Genomic DNA, 19729 nt, shown 5'->3' on the forward strand with positions numbered 1-19729 from the left:
ATCGGATAGAGCCCTACAGTCTTTTATGGCAGAAAAATCTAATTCATATTTAATGCCAAATGATTTGTATTGTTCATCTATGGTACTAAATTTATCCACTAAATAAGCTATAGGCAGAGCATGGTTAACGTGCTCTGTTTTTTCATGAAAAACGATAAAGTGGTTTATTGATTTCACATTTGTTTTGGTAGAAATGGCTAAAAACATGCATTAATAAATGTTTAAATGTCAGTTAAAAGAGAGATGTTATACTTAGTTCAATTGTCACCACCTTTAAATGAAATTAGCGCGTTAACTGTTTATTTTATGGCTAGGATCAATCCATAAGCCTTGAAGTTAAAGAATTATTGGGCTTTGTTGCAAAATACTTATCTATACGATTATATTTATTTTTGTTAAAATTTCCGAAAACCACTTGGAAATCAGTATCTTGCAAAATATTTTTGCAAAAAAGCCATTCTGAATTAGACTTATGTACAAAAGATTTTTCTTAATAAAAATAACGTGAACTGATATGCTTATTTTAAGGGGAGCTTTGTATAAAAGCATAATAAAGTACAGATAGTTGTAAATAATATGATGAATTTAACTGAGTCTCAGTTTGATTTTTTAAAGGACGTAGATCCTTTGATGCATGCTTTATTAGTCAGTGCGGAAGCAGCATACTACACAGCACCAGCGCATACACTTGTACAAACCCGAAAATTTGCTGAAGCGCTAGTAAATAAAGTAGCTCAAGCAAATCAGCTTGAAGTGCCTGAGCAGTCGGATTTTCTCTCCCGTATTCGTTTAGTGGAAAATAGGCTCAAGCTGAAAGCTGACTTTATCTCTGTTTTGCATACCTTGCGTGTTAATGGTAATAAAGGTGCGCATGATGCCGAAACCGATCATAGTGATGCTTTGACTTCACTAAGGTTGTCGTATCGAATGGCACAGTGGTTATATATTCTGACCACTCAAAAAACCAAATTGTTTCCTGAGTTTAAAGCACCTGTCGACCCAACACTTGAAGCGCGGCGCATGCGTTTTGAATTGATGGAGCTACAGCAGCAGTTGCGTACGGCACAGGACAAGCAAGCTGTTCACTCAGATATTCAACATAAATTGGCAGCCCTAGAAGCAGAGAATTTACAGCTTAAGCAACAGCAGCAAGTAGAAGCACAAACATTACAGGCTCAACTCGCTGCCTATGAAGCAAAAGTAAAAGAGCTGGAACAGCAGGCAACCATGCCTACTTTAGAGACACCTATTGAAGATGAGCAATTGGATATAGCCAATGCTTCATTTGAATTGTCCGAGGCTGAAACACGAGGGCTCATTGACCGTCAGCTTCAGCTCGCAGGTTGGCAGGCAGATACACAGCTTTTAAGGTATAGCAACGGCGTTCGCCCGCAAAAGGGTTTAAACCTTGCAATAGCAGAATATCCGACGTTACTGGATGGTGAAGAGGGTTTTGCGGATTATGTACTTTTTGAAGGCTTAATGCCTGTTGCAGTGGTTGAAGCGAAGAAGCAGAACAAAACCGTCAGTCAGTATATTCGTCAGGCGGAGCGTTACTCACAAGGCTTTCTATTTGCGTCTGATTTAGACAAGCCCTATAAGAATACGCCGTGGACATCTGAGGAGAAGGTCTACCACATTCCTTTTGTGTATGCATGTAATGGTCAAAAGCAGTCTAAGCGTTTAGCTGATGAGGGCGGAATCTGGTTCCGTGATGTACGACATCCATCCAATATTTCTAAGGTATTACAAGGTTTCCATTCCCCAGAAGGGTTGAAGTGGAAACTTGAGCAGGATATTGAACGTGCAGATGAATATTTAGAACAGACCGAGATCCTGCCATTCAATGATCGTTCCTATCAGCGTGAAGGAATTAAAGCGGTTGAGCAAGCAATTGCCAAAGACAAGCAACGTATTTTACTGGCTATGGCAACAGGCACAGGTAAAACGCGTTTAGCGACTGGCCTAATGTATCGATTAATCAAAAGCCAGCGTTTTAAGCATATATTGTTCCTAGTTGATCGTTCTACTTTAGGCACACAGGCATTTGATGCATTTGGTGCTGAAGTCATTGAGCAAGGCCAAACCTTGGCACAAATCTATACTGTTGCCGATTTAGGTGTAGATACTACTGAACGTCCTGAAGTTCAAGTTGCTACAGTGCAAAGCTTGGTACATCGTCTGTTTAACAGTGATGCACCACTGCCAATCGATTTTTATGACTGTATCATCATTGATGAAGCACACCGTGGTTATACCCTGGATAAGGAAATGACCGAAGGTGAGGAAACGATTCGTGATGAAGCGCAGTACTTGTCTACCTATAAGCGTGTAATCGACTATTTTGATGCCACCTTGATTGGTTTGACTGCAACACCTGCACTACATACAACGGAGATTTTTGATAAACCTGTATTCACCTACAGTTTTACTCGTGCTGTAGAAGAAGGCTATTTAGTCAACTATGACAAACCGATTCGCTACATCACCAAACTTAGTCAGGCAGGTATTGAAATACCTAAAGGGACAAGCGTTCAGGTGATGACTAATGCCACCGGGCAAAAGACCACGGCGCTGATACCCGATGACATGGATTTTGATGTCGCAGACTTTAACCGACGCGTGATCAATGAAAGCTTCAATAAAGTCATATGTCAGGCATTGGTAAAGGATCTGAACCCGTTAGGTGATGAAAAGACCATGATTTTCTGTGTGACGGATCGTCATGCGGATCAGGTGGTAGCATTGTTAAATGAGCTTTTCAAAGAGAAATATGGGAAAGACTGGAATAATGATGCTGTGGTGAAAATTACAGGCAATGCAGATCAGCCAAGCAAACTGGTAGAGAGTTATAAAAAGAATAAGTTTCCGAATATTGCTGTCACTGTAGATTTGCTTACCACGGGTATTGATGTACCGAAGATCTGTAATCTGGTGTTTATGCGTAAAGTTCGTTCACGTGTGCTGTTTGAACAGATGCTCGGTCGTGCAACTCGGTTATGTCCTGATATTGGTAAAACAGAATTCCGTATATACGACGCCGTAGATATTTTTGCGACCTTGCAAGCGGTGAATACCATGCAACCGATTGTCGTGCGTCCAAATATCAGCATTGATCAGTTGATTCGTGAGTTAAGTGATCCTGAATTGATGCAGAAAGCTAAAGCAATCAATGTTCCTTGTATTGATGAAGTCAAGCGTACGCAAGCGGATATCGTTCTCGATGAATTTATTCAGAAAGTGACCCGTATTTTAGGTAAGGCTGAGAAGTTTAAGCATCATCCTGATCAAGGCAAATTGCGTGAAGCACTTGGAAAAATCAAAGAAAACTTCGGGGTTGAGTCCTTTAAGCTACCTCAGATGCTGCGTGCTAAAGGTATTGATGATCTTGGTACTTGGCTACAGCAAAACAGTGCGATTTTAGAAGCACGTTTGGCTGAGGTTCGTAGTGCTCTCGGCACCTTGGATTTACCAATTATCTCGGACGAGAAAGACGAGCTGATTGAACGCGTCGTAGATACGGCACATCAACAGCCTGAAGATTATCTGGAATATTTCGATAGCTTCGTTAAAACAGCCGTGAATGACAATGCTGCGATTAAAGCAGTCGTAACACGACCATCTGATCTGACTCGCGAGCAGTTGCGAGAACTGGAAAACTTGTTGACCAGCAAAGGCTTTACCCAAAGCAAGCTAACCCAGGCACTAGGTGGCAATGAGTCCAATCAGACTTATGCATCACAGATCATCTCTATGATTCGCCGTTCAACATTGGGTGAAGAAATCTCATCGGTGGAAGAACGTTATCAGCGGGGCCTAAACAAGATTCTACAGCAGCGTGCTTGGACGGAAGATCAAAAGCAATGGTTGGCACGTTTAACCCTGTTTATTGCCAAAGAGGTGGTGGTTGACAAGAATATGATTCACCATCAATTTGCCAAAGACGGTGGGGTTAAACGCTTGAGTAAGTTACTTGATAGCGACGTTGAAAAACTGGTCGATGATATCCATGATGGGTTGTGGCAGGCCTCTTAACTGCTACAATTCACCTGTAATAAAATTTCTATATTTTTCACATTTTCTGATGAAGTGCAGCACATGACACAAAATGATATTGTCCAAAAACTCTGGAATCTTTGCGACGTATTAAAAGATGACGGGATTAACTATAGCGATTATGTGTCTGAACTGGTAATGCTGCTCTTTGTCAAAATGGTCGATGAGCTGGATGGCGAGTTTTCTACGCTTGCCAAGATTTATCCTGAACAATATAAATGGTCGCATTTTAAAGATCATAACGGCATTGAGCTATTAAACTTCTATAAGCAAATGCTCTTGGACTTGTCTCAAAATCAAAATGAGTTGATTGCATCAATCTATGCCAATGCTCAAACCCGTTTACGTGAACCTCGCCATTTACAGCAACTGATCAATGAATTTGACAAGCTGGACTGGTTCAGCATTAAAGCTGATGGTCTAGGTGATCTATACGAAGGCTTATTGGAAAAGAACGCTACTGAAACCAAGTCAGGTGCAGGTCAGTACTTTACTCCGCGCCCACTCATCAATAGTATCGTGCGTTGTATGCAACCCAAGCCAACTGAAGTGATTCAAGATCCTGCATGTGGTACGGCGGGCTTCCTGATTGCTGCGGATGCGTATATACGACAGCACCATGATTTGTATGCACTGACTGAACAAGAAACTCAGTTTTATACTTTAGATGCTTTTGTTGGGGTTGAACTTGTTCCGAATACGCGCCGTTTAGCGCAAATGAACTGTTTACTGCATGATATTGGTGGTGAGCAAGGTGCAATTAAACTGGGTAACTCATTGGGTCCTGTGGGGCAGGCCTTGCCAAAAGCGGATGTAATTTTAGCCAATCCGCCATTTGGTACGTCTAAAGGTGGTGAGGCAAGTATTACCCGTGATGATTTGCCATTTAATACCTCAAACAAGCAATTGGCATTCTTGCAGCACATTTATAAGAACTTAAAACCAGGTGGTCGTGCTGCCGTGGTCTTACCAGATAACGTGCTGTTTGAAGCTGGGCAAGGTACAGCAATTCGTCAAGATCTGATGAACAAATGTAATGTGCATACGATTTTGCGTTTGCCGACAGGGATTTTCTACGCGCAAGGCGTAAAAACCAATGTGTTGTTCTTTACCAAAGGAACAGAAGTCAATCCGCTACAAGACGAACACTGCACGGTAGAGACGTGGGTGTATGACCTGCGTACCAATATGCCAAGTTTTGGTAAGCGTACGCCATTTACCGAAATGCATTTAAAAGGTTTTGAAACTGTGTACGGCGCTGACCCTAAAGGTTTATCACCACGTACTGAGGGTGAATGGTCACTTACAGAAGAAAGCCAAGAGCAAACACTTGAGAACAGCCGATGGCGTAAGTTTAGCCGTGGATGGATTAAAGAACAAAAAGGTGATTCTTTAGATATTTCATGGTTAAAAGACAATGACGCCGTGGATGCTGCAAACTTACCTGAACCGCATGTATTGGCAAGTGAGGCAATGTCTGAATTAACTCAAGCTTTGGTTGAATTAGATGCATTAATGAAAGCTTTAGGTCAAACCGATGAAGCCAATACGCAAAAGCAATTGCTTGCAGATGCACTAGGTTTAAACGCTGAGGAACAGGCATGAGTTTAGATAATGTTCCTGTAGCAGATACTACCATTTCTATTACATTAGAAGATTGTGTGGAAGTCTTAGATAATTTACGAAAACCTGTAAATAATTCTGAAAGATTAGCCAGAATAGAAAATAAAAAAGCGAATGAGCTTTACCCTTATTATGGTGCAACAGGACAGGTTGGTTGGATTGATGACTATCTATTTGATGGAGAGTTTATTGCTCTTGGAGAAGATGGAGTACCTTTCCTAGATCCTTTTAAAAATAAAGCTTACATGCTTCATGGTAAAACTTGGGTAAATAACCATGCTCATGTATTACTTGCTATTAAGGGAGTGAGCATAAATAAATATATTTTTTATTTTTTAAATTATTTTGATTACTTAGGTTACGTAAATGGAGGAACTCGTTTAAAGCTTACTCAAGCTAATATGAGAAAAATTCCTATAAATTTGCCATCACTTAATGAGCAACAAGAAATCGTTCGTCAGCTTGATGTCATGCTTGCTCAAGTCGAGCAAATTAAAGCCCGTTTAGATGCGATTCCTGCCATTCTTAAAAAATTCCGTCAGTCGATTTTGGCGGATGCTGTGAGTGGGAAGTTGACGGAGGAGTGGCGACTTGAAAATATTAATGATGATTTGAATTCTGAACTAATTCAAATTAAAAAAAATCGTGAAAGTAAGGTAGTTGGAAGTCAAAAAAGAAGCTTAGACTTTTCTGTTGATGAAAATTTGAAGCCAGATGTAGATTTACCTGACTCATGGAAATTAGTTGGTTTAGGTGATCTGATTGAATTTTTAACAGATTATCATGCTAATGGAAGTTATGAAAAACTCCGTGATCATGTCACATTACTTGATGAAGAAAATTATGCTTGCATGATTCGTGCAACAAATTTTGAAAAAAATAATTTTGATGATCTCCTAATTTATATTGATCAAACAGCTTATGAGTTTTTAACAAAAACGAAGTTATTTGGTAATGAAATTCTGATTTCAAAAATCGGTAATGCAGGGTCTGTTTATTTAATGCCAAAATTGAATAGACCATGCAGTTTAGCAATGAACTTATTTATGTTGCGATTTGATGAAGATTTAGTTAACCCAAGATACATAAATTATTTTTTAACAAGTATTTTTGGTGAAAAATATATTTCTCAGTATGTACGTGGTGTAGCTACAAAATCAATTGATAAGAAATCAGTGCGAAATGTTTTTGTACATTATCCTTGTTTCAATGAACAAAATCAGATTGTAAAAGTTATTGATCAGCTATTTGAGTATGTAAATAGAATTGAGGAAACGGTCAAATCAGCCCAAAAACGAGTGAATTTACTGACTCAATCTATTTTAGCCAAAGCCTTTAGTGGTGAACTGACTGCTGAATGGCGTGAACAGCATCAAGACCTGATTACAGGGGTAAACAGTGCTGAAGCCTTGCTTGTCAAAATTCAGGCAGAAAGGGAAGCGAGTAAGCCTGCTAAAAAGACGCGTAAAAATAAAGAAGTTTGAACAAAAAATGCCTCGAGGGGACGAGGCATTTTTTTTAATTGTGTTAAAGGGGAAATGATACGTTCAAATTATTTGAGTTATTAATCAATAGGCTTAATTAATCATTTTAAAAGTAACGTATTGAATATGATAGTGATGAGTATTTTAATATTTAAAATTCGAGTGTTTTAATAATGAGCAATTTAAATTTTAGTCCAAGAAAATATTTAGAGCAGATATTAACAACACGAGGATTAACATCTGCTGATGGGCGTGTACTTTATCAATATCAATTATCAGTTGGGGAATTTAAAGAAATTGAAAACATTCTAAAAAAAAGTTTCCCATTTCAAAATATAAACCGCATAGGCGATGAATGGGCAAGGTTATTTACACTGTATGCTGCCGAATGGTTTAGACGTGAATATACTGCAAAATGGACATGGGATCCGATTTTAACTGCATTAAATATCGTCAACTTACCCGTAAATACCAGAAATGAAGTTGTAATTAAAGGGCTGAGATTCTGGAAGCGCCCGATTATAAAATATAGTAAAGCCAATAACTACCTGGGTTCGATTTTTAAAGAGGGTGGGTTCCCGGCACGCCTGTTAAAAGAGGATGGCAATCGCTATATTTCGATTTTTCAAAAAGTGACCTCATTATATTTAAACAATAAATATGATATTGATGAATTAAGAGCTGAAATTCAGCAAGAATTAAAAACGCTGCCCCAAGCATTTGAGCATGATGAGACATTATCTTTAGTAATTGATATTGTAAAATTAATCATCGAAAAAGTGGAAAAGTATGGATTAAATGTACAGCAAGATCCAATTACCATTTTAGATCAAGAATCAAGGAGCTGGCGTAAAGAATTTCCATTGCCAATTGATGAAGATCAAACCATTGTAGATGATTTCTTAAGGCATTTATTTAAATCTACCACTGAAGAAATTTCTAAACATCACCAATTACGCCAGGCTTTCAAATGTACACATAGCTTGTCTAAGGATTTTAGAGAGCTATTTAGTACGGTTTATTTGCCTGAAGAACTTTCTTTTACATTGAAAGAGAACACTGAGTTACTTCGAACACGGGGTCATTTGGTGATTAAAGAAGGCTTGAATAATAAAAGCCACTTTTTATGCGTTGCTTATCTTTCTTTGCAGGAGAGCCAACAAGTCATTGCAGAAATTAACCGAGGGTTTTCAAAAGACATTCGCCGACAATTCTGCAATGAAACCTTATATTTGTGTTTAGAGGTAGATGGGGTAGTACTTAGCTATAAGGAATTAGAAGACAGTTCTCTGGATTTTGAAACTTTACCTATAGCTTTTGAAATACAGGAAAAACCAAAGTATATTGCACAAGGTGCGCTAAAAACTAAGGCATCTGAAGTCTTACTTAGTCTGCCGGCTAGCGCAAAGTTTATCCATACAGAATCAGAAGACTCACCACAGTATATAGGGCAATTTTTAGCATTTGATCTGTATAAAATTAGTGGCCAACAACGGATTCTGACACAAGATGGTGATCAAATTTTCATTAAATGCGGTCACTCTCAAGTTGAATTTGAACAGTTATTATTTAGAACAAATAATATCAGCGCATTACAAACTTCACCCAGTTTAGCATTCACAGGAAAACCAGTATTAAAAACATTTGATACACATACTTTGTTTTGTGGCAAAGAGCCGATTGAAAGTATCCTTTTGCATCGGTTACTTGGAGAACAGATGCTAACTTTAAAAAATAGACAGGGTGAAAGTCTATTAAAAAAGAGAGTAATTGTTTTACCAAAACATTTTGAAGTAAATGTAAGAGCAGGTGCTGTACTTAATCAAGCTATACTTGATATTGAATCAGATGCTGAAATTCAAATTGAAGTCTTGAATCCTCATTCAAGCTTAGTCTATGAAAAGACTGGAATATTGTATAAGTGCCAAGTGGAATGTGCAGTTGTACCTTTAGCATTAAACTTAAAAATAACCTTTAAATTTGGTGGAGAGTGTATTGTTACAGTTCCTTTTCCTGCAAGAGGATTCAAACTGATTCGTGAGCAGCAAGAGTTAATATCTACAGATTTAGTCATTCATGATTTATTAAATACAGAATTAACGGTTTATTCATACGATAGACCTGCTAAATTAGGCTTTGATCTTGTCTTAAAAACAAAAAATAATCAAAAACATGCTTTACCTTTTTATCGTACACAGCTGAAAGTAAAACAAGGAATTTCTTTAATTAATTTATATGAGTTTATGGAAGATGTGAAAAGTGTATTGAGTGTCGATGATGACTTGGATAGTTATGTTGAATGTACCGTCAGATATCAGCAGATTGAAAAAAAATTCAATATCGGTCATTACGCACATCAGTTAAATTGGGGGAAAAGTATTCAGGCGTACTATGCTGAAAATGCCTCAAATCATACCGAATCTTTATGCTTTAAACCGCAAGTGATGTCATTGGTGCAACCACAGGTTACACCACTCGATTTAATTGAAAAAAATGAATGGGTAGGGAAAGCTTTTCAAATACCAGAGTTAGATATGAGTCTTGCTCCTTATTTATTAATTCCGAGCAAAGGTTCTACATTATTTAGAGCAAAACGCATTCATAAGTTTGATTATCCTCAAGATGAAGACATTGAGCCTTTAACTGTCGCCACACGTGCATTTGGTCAGAATAAACTATCGATTAAGCAGTTTATACGTACAGTAAATTATGAAAATAATGAGGTGTTTTGGGAACATGTGAAAGCTTTATTACATAATTATGACCATTTGCCTTTAAATACTTTTGAAGTATTAAAAGGTCTAGCAAGTAATTATGATCAATTGGCTATCGCAATATTTAAACTTGATTTATCTCTCGATATTTTACGTCGTTTCGAAACCGAACTGTCGGTGATGTGGTATTTAATTCCTGTTTCATCATGGTTGAATGCAATCAATCAATTGATTCAGTATTGGCAGAAAATACTGATGGATGATGGAACATATGGTCGAGCAAAGGCAGAAAATATCTTAAAAAGATTGAAGAATTTTACTCCTTTATTGGCTGAATCATTTCATACATTCTATTTGAGCAATCAACGTTCATTTGGGCCTGAATTTAATTTTCACTTTTTAAATGACTGGATATTTGAAGGTAACTTTATAGGTGGTTTAGAAAACTCTGAGTATCAACGTATGTTGCAACGAAATCATAGTGCAACAGAAGATCAAGCGTGGCCAACGGCACTTTCGCAGAATAAATGGGCTTACTTTGACTGTATGCAGAAGCTCCCTTTTAGTTGTCAATTGGCAAGTCAGTGGAATAAAGATGTGGTCTATTTACCATTTTGTTTAGCATATATGAACGTTAAGCATCATTCTAAACTGCAATTGAGTGCCTACGATATATTGCAACTTAAGCAAATCATTGCATTTGATGAGCAATGGTTTAATCAAATTTTTAGTTCAATTGTTAAATATTTAATTTTAGAAGTGAAGTAACAATGTATAAATATTTTAGTTCTTTAACACAAGAAAGTATTCAAAAAAATAAAGAAGCTACACTGAGTATATTGGGTATCTCGCATCCTGAACTACGTAATGTTCTAGAACAGCAGATGTCTCAAGCTGTGGGTGAAGATCAATCATTTTTATCTTCACCTGTAATTGAACAGATGTTTGCATGGAAGACAGGTCAGCCTACTTTAGAAGATTTGGGTGGTGAATTACTTCATGCAAATGTGATTGATGCTTTAGATCATAAAGAAAACGGCGCATATCGGTTTAATCGTAACTATCAACCTTATGTACATCAATTACAGAGCTGGAATGCTTTGTTAGAAGATAAAAAATCGATTGTTGTGACTTCAGGAACGGGTTCAGGTAAGACGGAATGTTTTATGGTGCCCATTCTAAATGACTTGTATGAAGACTTTATTCAAGCAGGGCAATCCTTAACTGGTGTGCATGCATTGTTTTTATATCCACTCAATGCACTGATTAACTCACAACAAGAACGTTTAGATGCTTGGACGCGGCATTTCCTACCAGCGAATGCTATTCGTTATTGTTTATATAATGGTAATACACCAGAGCATAAATCACAGAAAACTGGAGAACAAAATCTTCATCCGAATCAAGTATTCACACGTGAAGAACTAAGATCGAATCCGGCTCCTATTTTGGTGACAAATGGCACCATGTTGGAATATATGATGGTGCGCCAAATCGATGCACCTATTTTGCAAAAATCTCAAGGGAAATTGCGTTGGATCGTATTGGATGAAGCTCATAGTTATATGGGCTCACAAGCAGCTGAGCTTGCGATGCAACTACGTCGTGTTCTACATGCATTTGGTGTAGAAGCAAAAGACGTTCGTTTTGTCGCAACATCTGCAACGATTGCAGGTGCAGATGCAGAGGAAAAACTGAAACAATTTTTATCAGAGATTTCAGGTCAAAGTATTGATAATATTTTGGTGATTGGTGGTCAACGTGAAGTACCTCCATTAGCTTCGGTTGAGAGTAATCTTCTGTCTTTTGATGAATTAGTGTCTATTGATGAAGGACAAGAAATTTCTTTTGAGCGTTATCATAAACTGTCTGGACACCCAATCGCACTGACTTTACGTGAATATATTTGCTCAGAACGTGCTTTAACACTAGAAGATTTATTCAAAAAAACACTAGAAAAGGATTTTCAGCTATCTCAACAAGAGATTTTAAAATGGTTAGATCTATTAACCTTTACAAAACCTTCGATTACGGAACAAGCTTTTCTCAAGATTCGAGTTAACTATTATCAACGTGTAACTCATGGATTATGGAGTTGTATAAATGATAAGTGTGATCAAAAATCTGAAGATCTAAAAAACTGGAGCTTTGGCCAGGTGTATGCGACACATCAAGAAAACTGCGCGTGTGGAGCACCTGTATTGGAATTAACGTTCTGTAAGAGTTGTAAGGAACCACATTTATTAGGTTTATTGGGTAGGGAAGATGTTCTTAAACAATGGACTGTTGAAGTTGAAGATGAATTTGCATTACTTATTGATAATGAAACGGAAGAGCAAGAAGAACGTGAATTTAAAAATGCTATAAAGAATCGTTTAGTGGTATTTTCTTCAAATGAAAATAAAGAGAAAAACTATCGTCGACAACAACTGAATCTAGATAATTTAAAACTTGGGCAAATTTCTAAAAAAGCGTTAAATGTGCATTATTTTGAGCCGCTTAACACTGGTGATTTTGTTGAATGTAGCAATCCTGAATGTGGCTCGAAAGGAACAAAATATGATTTGCCATTTAGACGTGCGATTTTAGGTGCACCTTACTATATTACACAGACTGTTCCACATCTTTTACAATATTGTCCAGATATTGATCAGGATGATATTGATGAAGCAAGCAAAAATTTTAATGATCCAGAATTTATTGAAGGTGAATTCAAAGATCTCAAAGACTGCACACCATGGGACATGCCAGCTAAGGGTAAGCGCTTAATTACCTTTACGGATAGTCGTCAAGGCACTGCACGCTTGTCTGTCAAAATGCAACAAGAAGCAGAACGGTCGCGCTTACGTGGTGCTGTACTTAAAGCTTTAATACAACATACGAAAGCACAAACTATAACTATGGATTCGACGGAGGTATTTTTACGTCAGAAGATAAAAGAAGCAGAAAAATCAGGAAATGACTTTTTAATTAATCTATTTCAAAAAGAATTAGATGGTTTTATAAATAATAAAGCCCCAGTTGCGCTACCTGAAATAAGTTGGGAAGAGCTATATCGAGTCTTAGCAAAAGATTTTGATTTCCAAAATGGTATTTTACTCGCAAATCGTCATATAGCAGGTGATATTTTTGATGATGCAGGACCACTTAAACTGGCACAAATGCTGCTAACACGTGAGTTTTCACGTCGACCTAAAAACGCCAATAGCTTAGAAACTTTGGGATTGGTAAAAGTTAGTTATCAGGGCTTAAACAACTTAAATGATCTGCCGAACTATTGGAAAGAATCTGGCTTAGGTAATCAAGATTGGCAAGATTTTATTAAAGTTGTTCTAGATTACTATATCCGTGAGAATACAGTGATTGATCTTGCTGATGATTGGCAACAATGGTTAGGCGGGCGTGTACGTCCAAAGCACGTTGTGAGTTTTGAATTAGCAGATCAATTTAAACACAGAGATGATGGTTCGAAAAATAATAGTATTTTGGCATGGCCACTGGCATCAGTGTCTAAAAATCACCGCATAGTCAAACTTTTAGTGTTAGGTGCAAAATTAGATTTAAGCTTGCAAGCACATCGAAATATGGCTGACGATTGGCTAAAAAAAGCATGGCAAGTATTAAAAGCTGACTTTCTAGTTGAAGATGGGAATTCAAAATATCATCTTAGAAAGGAAAAATTAACTTTTAGTTTGGTGGATAAAGTCTTTTTATGCCCAATTACGCATCGCTTGATGGATACCACATTCAAAGGGTTCACGCCTTATTTACCAATCAGTTTGCCGCACAATATTGATAAATATAAAACAGAAGAAATGGCTTTTCCAAAGCTGTGGCAGTTTGATCCTGAAAATTTGATAGAGATACATGGTGATTCAACCGTTGGTAAGCTCAGATCATTAAATTTATGGACAGACCTATCAGATAGCGCAGTATTGGGTGGTTTCTTCTATCGTACAGCAGAACATTCTGCACAACAGTCGGCAAATTTACTCAAGCAATATGAAACTTACTTTAAGGCAGGTAAGGTCAATGTCCTAAACTGCTCTACAACCATGGAAATGGGGGTCGATATTGGAGGGATCTCAACGGTAGTTATGAACAATGTTCCTCCACATCCTGCCAATTATTTACAACGTACAGGGCGTGCAGGACGTGGCAGTCAATCACGTGCTATTTCTTATACGATTTGTAAAAATAATCCACATGATCAGCAAGTGTTTAAGCAACCATTATGGGCTTATACCACAGCAATTCAGGCACCTCATGTAAGCTTTAATTCACAACGGTTGATTCAGAGACATATCAATGCACAGTTACTAGCCATCTTTTTAATCAAAGAAATTGGGGATACAGATATTGATCGACCTAAACTAGATTTAAAATGGTTTTATCTTAAACAGGATGATCAATCTGATTCAATTTGTGACACCTTTGAAAAATGGTTGGTGGGCAAAGCAGTAAAAGATTATCAACAAGTATTAAAATTTTTGAAAAAAGGCACAGCATTAAAAGATATTGATAATGCAGAAATCATAGATGCTTGTGTGACAAAAATCCGAGAACTTAAGATAGAATGGTTGGAAGAATATGTCATCGTTGAAAGAGAGTATCAACAAGAACTGGCTACGAATCCTAATAGTAGCTATCTACATCGCCTGACACATGAAAAATACCGTTTGACACAAACATATTTATTATCTGAGTTAGCAATGCGTAACTTTTTACCAAGTTATGGTTTCCCAACGGATGTGATTACCTTTAATAATATTACTAAGCTAGAGAAAGATCGTTGGGATAAACTTTCAAAGAACCGAAAAACAAAGGATTTGGAAAGTTGTCTTGATCGTGAAGATAATTTATCGCGTGTAAAAGGCTTACCAAGCCGTAATATTGCGATTGCGATTCGTGAATATGCACCAGGTGCAGAAGTTATCGTTGATGGTCGTGTCTATATATCGAGAGGCATATCACTTGCATGGCAGAATACTCATAATGAACACGATAAGAAATCCCAGAAATTTGATTATGCTTGGATGTGCCATCACTGTGGTCAAACAGGGTTGACATCAGGTGTTTTGCTGAATGAAGAACAGTTGATATGTACAAATGCTAAATGTGGCGAAATTATAAAAGATGTTAAAAAAGTATTACGTCCAAACGGATTTAGTGTTGATTATTATGATAAACCCAATAATGATGTCACGACGCAAAAATATATCCCTGTCCAGAAACCTTGGGTAGGGCTTTCAGAAACAGCTCAAAGTTGGCCATTGCCACATGCTAATTTAGGATATTTTAACCTAGACCCTGATGGACATGTATTTCAATATAGTTCAGGATTGAACGGCACAGGATTTGCTATTTGTATGCAATGTGGTCGAGCGGATTCAATGGAAGAAAGTTATGACGGTGAAGCGAAGTTTCCAAGTACTTTAACTCCAGATCGTCCACATAAGGCACTTAAAGCTCTAAAAGATGGTGATAAATTTAAACGACCAGATTGCGGTGGTTCAAGCGTCGTTAAAGCTAATATTCATTTAGGCTGCCAAATTAAAACCGATGTATTGGAAATTGTTTTAAAACATCCGACCCGTAATGAATATATTTTAAACAATGAAGATGGTCGAATTATTGCAACAACATTAGTTGTAGCTTTACGTCAGGCAATAGCAACTAAATTGGGTATTGCTACTGATGAGTTGGGTTATGCAGTAAAAGTGAAGAAAATTGATGATCAAGCAGTTTTAGTTTTACAAATTTTTGATGACCTAAGCGGTGGAGCGGGTTTTTCGACTACTGCTGCTCATTATATTGCTGAAGTTTTAAGATCATTAGTTGCGGAAAAACTAAATTGTATAGACGATAGTTGTGATTCAGTCTGTGGCAAATGCTTGCTTGATACTCAAACAAGACATGACATTGAAAACTTAGATCGTACTTTGGCATTGGCATGGTTAGGAGATGAGTTTTTAACTTACTTAGATTCTCCAATTGCTAATACAGATTTTATCGCGGGTACTCCATTTTCGATCATTGAGCAATATGTAAATCATGGTGCGACACAAATCACATTCAACCTCACCGGTAATAGTGAAGATTGGGATGTTTTGTGTACTGCAATCAGAAAAAAACTATTTAAATTTTTGAATAGTAATATAAAGCTAGTGGGGGTGGTCTCATTAGATATGAGTTTGACACCACAAATACAGCAAGAAATGTTGGCATTGGAAAAAATCGGTATTTCATTTACGGTGAATAGCAATATTACCCCTGAATATTTGTATGCTCAGATTGTAAGTCAGGAGAAAGTAATCACCTTATACAATCAGTCGACAGAAGTAAGTTGTTTTAATGAGTTCTGGTTGGAGGGTCAAAGCCCAAGCTATAAATCAATTACTTCCCCAGAGTTGCAATTACAAAAATTTAGTTTTGATTTTAAAGCTATTGAATCTTATGAAAATGAGTTTCAACAAATCAAAGTTGGTAAAGATTTTGATGGTGAATCAGTAAATGATTTTGCTGAAAAATTTTGGGCTAAAATTTTACCAATATCTAAGCTACACGATTTGGTGATTGATGAGGTTATAGAAATAGAATATTCAGATCGATATTTGCAATCCCCAGCAAATATTATTCTGATAACCAGTTTGTTAAAAGGAATAAAGAAATTATTAGGTATTCGCCCTCGATTAACGATAACAACTTGTTTTAGAAACAAACAAATACAAGATGAAAAATTATATTCAGATTTTAGCAAGCATGAAGTATTTGAGAGTTTCTTTATAAATTATTTTGAAGATCAGTTATCTCAGAAGCTGAATTTGCAGATACCCGACTCAAAAATTGATCATGCGAGATTTTTACTTTTTAGATTGAAATCTGGGAAGAAAATTGAGCTTCGATTAGATCAAGGAGTTGGATTTTGGCAGATAAAATACATTGAGTGGCCAAAAGTGAAAGAAGACAGAGATTTTCCATTTAATGAAAGTTTCCAAAAACAATTGTTGTGGGTAAAACGGCAAGAGACGAATCTATGTGTAAGAAGTGAAGAGAATTTTAAGACTGATTTATATATCACTAAATCTTAAAGTGCATATAAATAGAGTCATTATAGATTGCTAAGAGTATTCATAAGCCTCTACTTTTTACTAGTGCTGAAAAGGAAGTTTCAGCATTAGTAAAGGAAGCTCATGAAGCCTTGGAAATCTTTAAAGAGTTAGGAAAAATTTACCATCGATTTTATGAGTTTATTTCTTAGATTGTTGCCTGTGGTGATAAAACCTTGAGTATCTAAGTGAACTCACACTGTATTGTTCCAGATGCTACGTGAGCAAGATGTCAGAGAATACTCGTATGATAACTCAAATTCACAATAATCCACGTGAACAAGCGCTGTTAGGTGAATTTGATACAGCACTTGAGACGCTGTCCTGGATAGCAATGCCGCCCATATGGAGCAAATGACACAGCTTATGAGCAATTCAACAAAGCCAGGCTGAAAGAGAAGCGAGTAAGCCTGTGAATAAGATGCGTAAAAAGAAAGAAGTTTGATTTTTAAAATGCACTCATTCGTGGGTACATTTTTTGTTGAATGTTCAACTATTAGGAGAAAAAATGAAAATCATAGGGTTAGATCGAAAAACAAGAGACTACTTAGAGAGTTTAAATATTGATTTAACTTATAATGAAGAGCGATTCATAGCAATAAACGCATTAATAAAAGCCAATATTGCATTTAAAACCAAACTTGAAAACTTTAAACAATTTATTGACTGTTTAAGCGCAGATCGTTGCTTTGCCTTATGGATTTGGGAAACAGAAGAAATACTTCATAAGTCCGAGGATTCTTTGCAATATTTTGCACATATGAGCGTGACAGAACAACAATTTGTTGAAGAACATATTGCTTTAGCAGATCGAATACTAGAGTTGGCAAAAGCTCGGCTTTACGAAGGGCATTGGGAATATGGGGTTTCAAGTGCAGTAGATCGGCAATTTGATGATCTTACCGAATTATGTAGACGTATTTGGTCAAAAGAAAATAAAGCTTGGGTTAAATTGGCTAAGGCATGGAAAAGTTGTAACTCAAGGGTAATATGATTTGGCTAGCGATCAAAACAATTGCCCATTTCATTATTCTAATGGAGGGTGTAAATAATTCTGTGTAATTAATTTACCCTTTAATTAGCTTATAGATCATCGTTCACAAATAACGATGATCTATAAAAAGAAAATAAGGTTTAAAAAATTCTGTTGCTCACATCAGTTCAGAAAATAATAAAGCCTCTTCCTTTCTAAAATTTTCAATCGCTTGATCGAGTTGATTAAACTGCTGTTCATTGAGTGTGAGATATTGAATATTTTGATTGGTATTAATTCTTTCCCAAACATTTGGCTGCATGTTTAAGCGCTGCTGGTGATCTAGCTTCAAACGTACAGTTGTTCCAGTGTTTAAAGGCAATTCAATATGTGTATCATCCGCTTTCCACACGTGTTCAATATCTTCTACAGAAAATACCGTTAAATCTTCTAAGAATGGAACAAAGCTGCGTGGAAAATAAATATTGGTCGGTGAGTCTTTAAATAAAGGGCCAATTTGATTTAGGCTGAAATTGGCAAACCCACAGCCAATCTCAGTGAGATAGAACTCAAGATGAGGATTGCTTTTGGCATATTGCTTAAAGTTATTGATATAGTTTTGGATAAGATTTAAATCCAAGGCTTCCCCATTTTTAGCAATGGTTGGAATGCCATAAGACTGGCCTTGTCTTCCTTCACCTTGACCTAGTTTTGCACCAAAATGATGTAGAGCCGTTTGTGCATATCCAGAGTAATGCTTACCTAACTCATGACAGCCAAATACTAAGATTTGATCTTCGGAAAAGTTATAGTCTTTAATTTCTTGATAATACTGATAAATCATAAAATGCCTACTTGAAAAACGTTTCGTTGAAGAATGCATATCTATGTATGAGTCAAATCCAATCCAGATCTGAAAAGTACATAACTATCTAGCGAATAAATGAAGTAAAGTATTTAAAAGATTTGTTTAATTTTCCATTAAATGTTAACACAGAATAACTTCAACTGAAGTGCAGTAGGTTCAATAAACAATAGCTAGACGACAATTAATGTCGCAAAGATGCTCGATAGGTTTGCTAATTCAATATCTAACTCGTAGAGTAAGTTATGAAATTAATCCTTATAAACCAAATAACTATAATTCGCTTATCGTGAGGAAAATATGGGTGTACATCAAACTGAAAAAACAGTTCAAGATTTAGATCTTATCAATCAACTGATACTGGGCGATACCTCTAATGAAAAAGCAGGAATCTATATTCTTCCAGTCTTCACTAATAAAGTTGAAATCGCAGCTGCTTTATTTGGTTTAAAATATGCGTTTGAACAGCTGAGTCTGCATTATTCAAATGCTAATGAAAAAGAAAATGGGAAATTGTTTTTTTGGGTGAAACAACCTAGGGATTGTGAGGATTCAGTCTTTAATCAAAATATTCTAAAAATTTGTCACTACTTCCAAATCACATCGAAATGTCTAGTCAGCATGCAAGATGATGACGCCAATATTAGACTTTACGTCAAAGAAGAAGCTTCACAAACAACCGTTAAAGTAAAAGATACCGCAGAATGGTTAATGACTTTATTCTGGGAGAAATTTCAAAATGAATCTCTAAAAACATTTGTTATCACTCCGGCAAATGAATATGTAGCCGTAGCTGAACCACAAACCAATATGGGCAGAATGGCAAGGAAGTTGAAAGCTGATCAGCTTGTAAAAGAATTAGATTTAACCCAGATAAATTTGCCTAATGAGACGACATAAATTGA

The 19729-nt window shown here is 36.7% G+C and carries 8 protein-coding genes; 7 read left to right on the plus strand and 1 reads right to left on the minus strand.

Going from position 1 to position 19729, the window contains the following annotated elements; translation table 11 throughout:
- The first annotated feature begins 576 nt into the window (after window positions 1–576).
- The 6 genes from hsdR (at window position 577) to B2727_RS18130 (ending at window position 17980) form a co-directional block, all read left to right on the plus strand.
- Complete coding sequence (gene hsdR, locus B2727_RS18105) at window positions 577–4035, plus strand: type I restriction-modification system endonuclease (protein ID WP_241345473.1); 3459 nt, start codon at window positions 577–579, stop codon at window positions 4033–4035.
- Between the two features lie 63 nt (window positions 4036–4098).
- The gene (locus B2727_RS18110) at window positions 4099–5661 is read left to right on the plus strand and encodes an N-6 DNA methylase (RefSeq protein ID WP_241345472.1); all 1563 of its coding nucleotides are present in this window, start codon (window positions 4099–4101) and stop codon (window positions 5659–5661) included.
- Window positions 5658–7163: a restriction endonuclease subunit S gene (locus B2727_RS18115; RefSeq protein ID WP_241345471.1), complete on the plus strand. Its 1506-nt coding sequence runs from the start codon at window positions 5658–5660 to the stop codon at window positions 7161–7163. The genes B2727_RS18110 and B2727_RS18115 overlap by 4 nt, the downstream gene beginning before the upstream one ends.
- Before the next feature lie 173 nt (window positions 7164–7336).
- Window positions 7337–10645 (plus strand): STY4851/ECs_5259 family protein, encoded by a 3309-nt coding sequence (locus tag B2727_RS18120; protein WP_241345470.1) that lies wholly within the window; start codon window positions 7337–7339, stop codon window positions 10643–10645.
- A 128-nt stretch (window positions 10646–10773) separates the two neighbouring features.
- The gene (locus B2727_RS18125; protein WP_291349903.1) at window positions 10774–16968 is read left to right on the plus strand and encodes a DEAD/DEAH box helicase; all 6195 of its coding nucleotides are present in this window, start codon (window positions 10774–10776) and stop codon (window positions 16966–16968) included.
- Window positions 16969–17494: 526 nt separating this feature from the next.
- Window positions 17495–17980 carry a hypothetical protein gene (locus B2727_RS18130; RefSeq protein WP_241345468.1) on the plus strand — a complete coding sequence of 162 codons (486 nt, stop codon included), beginning with the start codon at window positions 17495–17497 and terminating at the stop codon, window positions 17978–17980.
- A 157-nt stretch (window positions 17981–18137) separates the two neighbouring features.
- Here B2727_RS18130 and B2727_RS18135 read toward each other — a convergent pair whose 3' ends face one another.
- Complete coding sequence (locus tag B2727_RS18135; RefSeq protein WP_241345467.1) at window positions 18138–18803, minus strand: A1S_2505 family phage non-structural protein; 666 nt, start codon at window positions 18801–18803, stop codon at window positions 18138–18140.
- A 321-nt stretch (window positions 18804–19124) separates the two neighbouring features.
- Between B2727_RS18135 and B2727_RS18140 the strand changes: the two genes are divergently transcribed.
- Window positions 19125–19724: a hypothetical protein gene (locus B2727_RS18140; protein ID WP_241345466.1), complete on the plus strand. Its 600-nt coding sequence runs from the start codon at window positions 19125–19127 to the stop codon at window positions 19722–19724.
- Window positions 19725–19729: the final 5 nt, after the last annotated feature.

Source organism: Acinetobacter sp. UBA991, assembly GCF_002292065.1.
In the GTDB taxonomy this organism is placed as follows: Bacteria; Pseudomonadota; Gammaproteobacteria; order Pseudomonadales; family Moraxellaceae; genus Acinetobacter; species Acinetobacter higginsii.

Bases quoted from the DNA above. Each gene is read 5' to 3' on its own strand.
- hsdR (WP_241345473.1), top strand. From the start codon at position 577: ATGATGAATTTAACTGAGTCTCAGTTTGATTTTTTAAAGGACGTAGAT.
- B2727_RS18110 (WP_241345472.1), top strand. From the start codon at position 4,099: ATGACACAAAATGATATTGTCCAAAAACTCTGGAATCTTTGCGACGTA.
- B2727_RS18115 (WP_241345471.1), top strand. From the start codon at position 5,658: ATGAGTTTAGATAATGTTCCTGTAGCAGATACTACCATTTCTATTACA.
- B2727_RS18120 (WP_241345470.1), top strand. From the start codon at position 7,337: ATGAGCAATTTAAATTTTAGTCCAAGAAAATATTTAGAGCAGATATTA.
- B2727_RS18130 (WP_241345468.1), top strand. From the start codon at position 17,495: ATGAAAATCATAGGGTTAGATCGAAAAACAAGAGACTACTTAGAGAGT.
- B2727_RS18135 (WP_241345467.1), bottom strand. From the start codon at position 18,803: ATGATTTATCAGTATTATCAAGAAATTAAAGACTATAACTTTTCCGAA.
- B2727_RS18140 (WP_241345466.1), top strand. From the start codon at position 19,125: ATGGGTGTACATCAAACTGAAAAAACAGTTCAAGATTTAGATCTTATC.